4 protein-coding genes are annotated in these 3,610 nt (G+C 70.1%); 1 reads left to right on the top strand and 3 read right to left on the bottom strand.

The features are described 5' to 3' along the window. Nucleotides 1-979: serine/threonine-protein kinase (locus DY245_RS34075; RefSeq protein ID WP_244943442.1), on the bottom strand; the 979-nt coding region annotated here is incomplete at its 3' end. 957 nt (nucleotides 980-1,936) lie between these two features. Here DY245_RS34075 and DY245_RS34065 point away from each other — a divergent pair. Further along, nucleotides 1,937-2,584 carry a TetR family transcriptional regulator gene (locus DY245_RS34065; protein ID WP_128510999.1) on the top strand — a complete coding sequence of 216 codons (648 nt, stop codon included), beginning with the start codon at nucleotides 1,937-1,939 and terminating at the stop codon, nucleotides 2,582-2,584. Nucleotides 2,585-2,813: 229 nt separating this feature from the next. Here DY245_RS34065 and DY245_RS34060 read toward each other — a convergent pair whose 3' ends face one another. After that, on the bottom strand, nucleotides 2,814-3,284 hold the full coding sequence (locus DY245_RS34060; protein WP_128511001.1) for a nitroreductase family deazaflavin-dependent oxidoreductase: 471 nt from the start codon (nucleotides 3,282-3,284) through the stop codon (nucleotides 2,814-2,816). Then, nucleotides 3,284-3,610 (bottom strand): acyl-CoA dehydrogenase family protein (locus tag DY245_RS34055; protein ID WP_342354246.1); only part of this gene is annotated, 327 nt, incomplete at its 5' end. The genes DY245_RS34055 and DY245_RS34060, both read right to left, overlap by 1 nt.

The following is a 3,610-nucleotide window of genomic DNA, read 5'->3' as shown; positions in this document are numbered from 1 at the left end:
CGGGCGGGGCCGGCGGCCCGGCGGGCGCCTGGCGGCCGGAGCTGCGCCCGGAGCTCGCCCGCTGGGTGGTGTTCGGTACGGCGGAACGGCCGCCGCGCCGGCCCTCGATCAGCGCCACCGCACCGGGCGGCAGCCAGGCCGAGGCCGTACCGCTGTCGTCGCTGCCGGAGCCGAAGAGATGCGGTGCGAGCTGGGACTGAAGATCGGCGGGGGACGGCCGGTGGCCGGCCTCCATCTGCATACACGACTCCATGAGCGGACGCAGTTCGTCCGGCAGCCCGGCCAGGTCGGGGCCCTCACGCAGCAGCATGAAGACGGTCTCGACGGGGTTGGCGCCGTGGAACGGCGCATGCCCGGTGGCGGCGAAGACCAGCGTCGAGCCGAGCGAGAAGACATCGCTCGCGCCCGTCACGCTGCGCGAGTCACGGGCCTGCTCGGGCGACATATAGGCGGGCGTGCCCACGGCGACGTTGGTCATCGTCAGCCGGGTGTTGGACACCCCGGAGGCGATCCCGAAGTCGATCACCCGGGGGCCGTCCTCGACGACCAGCACATTGGACGGCTTCAGGTCGCGGTGCACCAGGCCGGCGCCGTGGATGGACTGCAGCGCCTCGGCGATGCCGGCCGCCAGCCAGCGCACCGCCTGGGCCGGCAGCGGCCCGCACTCATTGACTATTTCCTCCAGGGAGGGCGCCGGCACGTACGCCGTCGCCAGCCACGGCACCGCGGCGCGCGGGTCGGCGTCCACCACCGCGGCGGTGTAGAAGCCGCTGACCGCGCGGGCCGCCTCGACCTCGCGTGTGAAGCGGACCCGGAACAGCTGGTCCTCGGCGAGCTCGGTCCGCACGGTCTTGATCGCCACGCGCCGACCGGACGCCGAACGCGCCAGATACACCAGACCCATGCCGCCGGCCCCGAGACGGCCGAGCACCTCGAACGGGCCGATCCGCCGGGGATCGTGCTGCGTCAGCTGCTTCAGCTGCTCCACCACTTGCCTGCCACCTCCCCGTGGGGCGAAAAAAGAGACTCTCAAAAGCCACGAGCCGCCGAGAGCCACTGCCCCGTGCAGCGTCTCCCCGCCTGCGGCAAGGACTGAAAACGGCCGTACGCGTGCTGATTCTTCCTGGCCGAGCCGATGGTTGCGAACCCGGGGCCTGTCCGCCGTGTCACGGCATACCCCCCGTAGCCCGCACCGGGTCCGTTACCCGACGTAACCCAACCCCGCCTGACGTGCTCCGATACGTCCGCCGACGGGTGGTTGCCGAGGGGGTTACCGGCCGGTTGCGAATCCTTTGCGCGCGACACCGCCCGATATACGGACGTTCACCACCGCGTTTGACGGGCGGAAAAGGGCAGCGGTCCGGGCTCCGGGGCGTCCGCGTCCGGCGGCCGCGGTGACCGAAACCTTGCCCTGCCACCGACCACGCGCACCCTTCCCCTCCTGGCCATGCCACCCCCGTCGTCGCTCCCGGCCCCACGGCCCAATTCTGCGCTGTCGAAGGTCATTTCGGCGCCATGGCACCGAGCCCGGCGCTGTGATCGTTGTCCGCGCAGCGGGGAACGCCGGCCGCCGCGGCGGCCATATGTCCAAGCTAGCGCCGGTTCGTACGGTCCGCACGGCATCGATTCGAACATGGGAGCGATTTCGCTCGATGGCGCGAGAGGTGGGGGCGGCGGGCGAAAGCGCCTGCCCGGGTCCAACTGGCGACCTTCGTCGCACACTTGCTGCACGGACAGTGACCGGTTATCCACCAAAGTTGTCCACAGCCTGTTGATAAGATTAATCACCGGTTCGGCCCAAGCCGCACCGCACGGTCTGCGGCCGCGAGCGGGCCCGCCACCAGCACACGCACAGGGGCCATGGACCCCTAACTCCCCCATCCCCATTTGCAGGCAGCCAAATCGCGCTCCGATCACCCCTCGGTAAGCTGACGGCATGACAGGACAAGTTCGAACCGTCGACGGCAGAGTTGCCGGCCGCCGCGGACAGGCGACGCGGCAAAAGCTTCTCGACTGCCTCAGTGAAATGCTCAGTTCGTCCCCCTATCGGGACGTCAAGGTCATCGATGTGGCCCGAAAAGCGGGGACTTCGCCCGCTACCTTCTATCAGTACTTCCCCGACGTCGAGGGCGCTGTCCTCGAAATCGCCGAGGAGATGGCCAAAGAAGGCGCCACTCTGACCGATCTTGTCGCCGGACGCTCCTGGGTGGGCAAGTCCGGCTGGCAGGCGGCAGAGGAGCTGGTCGATGGCTTCCTCTCCTTCTGGCGCAAGCACGACGCGATTCTGCGCGTCGTCGACCTGGGTGCGGCCGAGGGCGACAAGCGGTTCTACAAGATCCGCATGAAGATCCTCAACGCCGTCACCAACTCGCTCACGGACTCCATCCAGGACCTCCAGAGCAAGAACAAGGTCGACAAGGAGGTGAGCCCGGCAGCCATGGCCGGCTCCATCGTCGCGATGCTCGCGGCGGTCGCCGGCCATCAGAAGGGATTCCAGAGCTGGGGCGTCAAGCAGGCCGAGCTCAAGCCGAATCTGGCGCTGCTGGTGCACTTCGGTGTCACCGGCAAGAAGCCGACCAAATAGCAAAGCAACCGAGCAAGCAGCCGAGGAAGCGGCCCCAGAAGCAGCCGCGCCTCGAAGTCCCGGTGTTCCCGGGGCAGTTCGCCATCGGTCCTGTGTCCGTCCTGCCATAGCTGTACCGCACACACAGCGGGTGCCGTCCGGCCCCTACGGGGTCCGCCGGGGCACCCGCTGTGCGTGTACAGGAACCGCTGCACAGTGCACTTACCAAATCCTCCGCGCAGCGGCCCGGTCAGCGCCGCTCCAGCCGGAACAGCCGGATCTCCCGCTCCACCCGCGCCTGATACGCGGCGTACGGAGGCCAGAACGCCAGCGCCGCCCGCCACGCCCGCGCCCGCTCCTCACCGGTGAGCAGCCGGGCCCGTACGGGAATGTCCCGACCGCGCCAACTCACCTCCGCCTCCGGATTCTTGAGGAGATTGCCGGTCCAGGCCGGATGCCCCGGCCGCCCGAAATTGCTGCCGATCAGCAGCCAGCCGCCGTCCTCCTGCGGCACGCACGCCAGCGGGGTACGCCGCGGCTGTCCGCTCCTGGCCCCGGTCGCCGTGAGGATCACACCCGGCAGCATCTGTGCGCTGAGCAGCACCTTCCCGCCGGTCAGCCGGTGCACCGCGCGGTCCAGCGCGGGAATGAAGTGCGGGGCGATCCGGGCGAACGTACGGGTCGCGGAGATCTTCTGGAGCAGCCGCTCACCTGGTGGCATCACACATCGACCGCCTCTCGGGTACCGGCCGTCACCGGCCCACCGGTCGCCTCCCCGCTCCCGCCGGCCCCGCCCGTGAACAGCCCCGCCTCCTCGGCGGCCCGCGCCCGCAGCCGGTGTACGGGCCCCAGCAGCAGTTCGTCGCAGGCCGCCCGCTTGAAGTACAGATGCGCCTCGTGCTCCCAGGTGAAGCCGATCCCGCCGTGCAACTGCACCGCCTCGGCCGCCATCGCGCGCAGCGTCTCCAGCGCCTGCGCGAGCGCCAGCGCGCCCACACCGGGCTCGGCCGCACCGCAGGGGCCGGCCTCGGCGCGCGCCCCGGGCCG

The sequence above is a fragment of the Streptomyces inhibens genome, assembly GCF_003389455.1.
Classification (GTDB): Bacteria; Actinomycetota; Actinomycetes; order Streptomycetales; family Streptomycetaceae; genus Streptomyces; species Streptomyces inhibens.
Note: the sequence above shows the minus strand (reverse complement) of the source record. Positions and strands in the feature narration are given on the sequence as shown.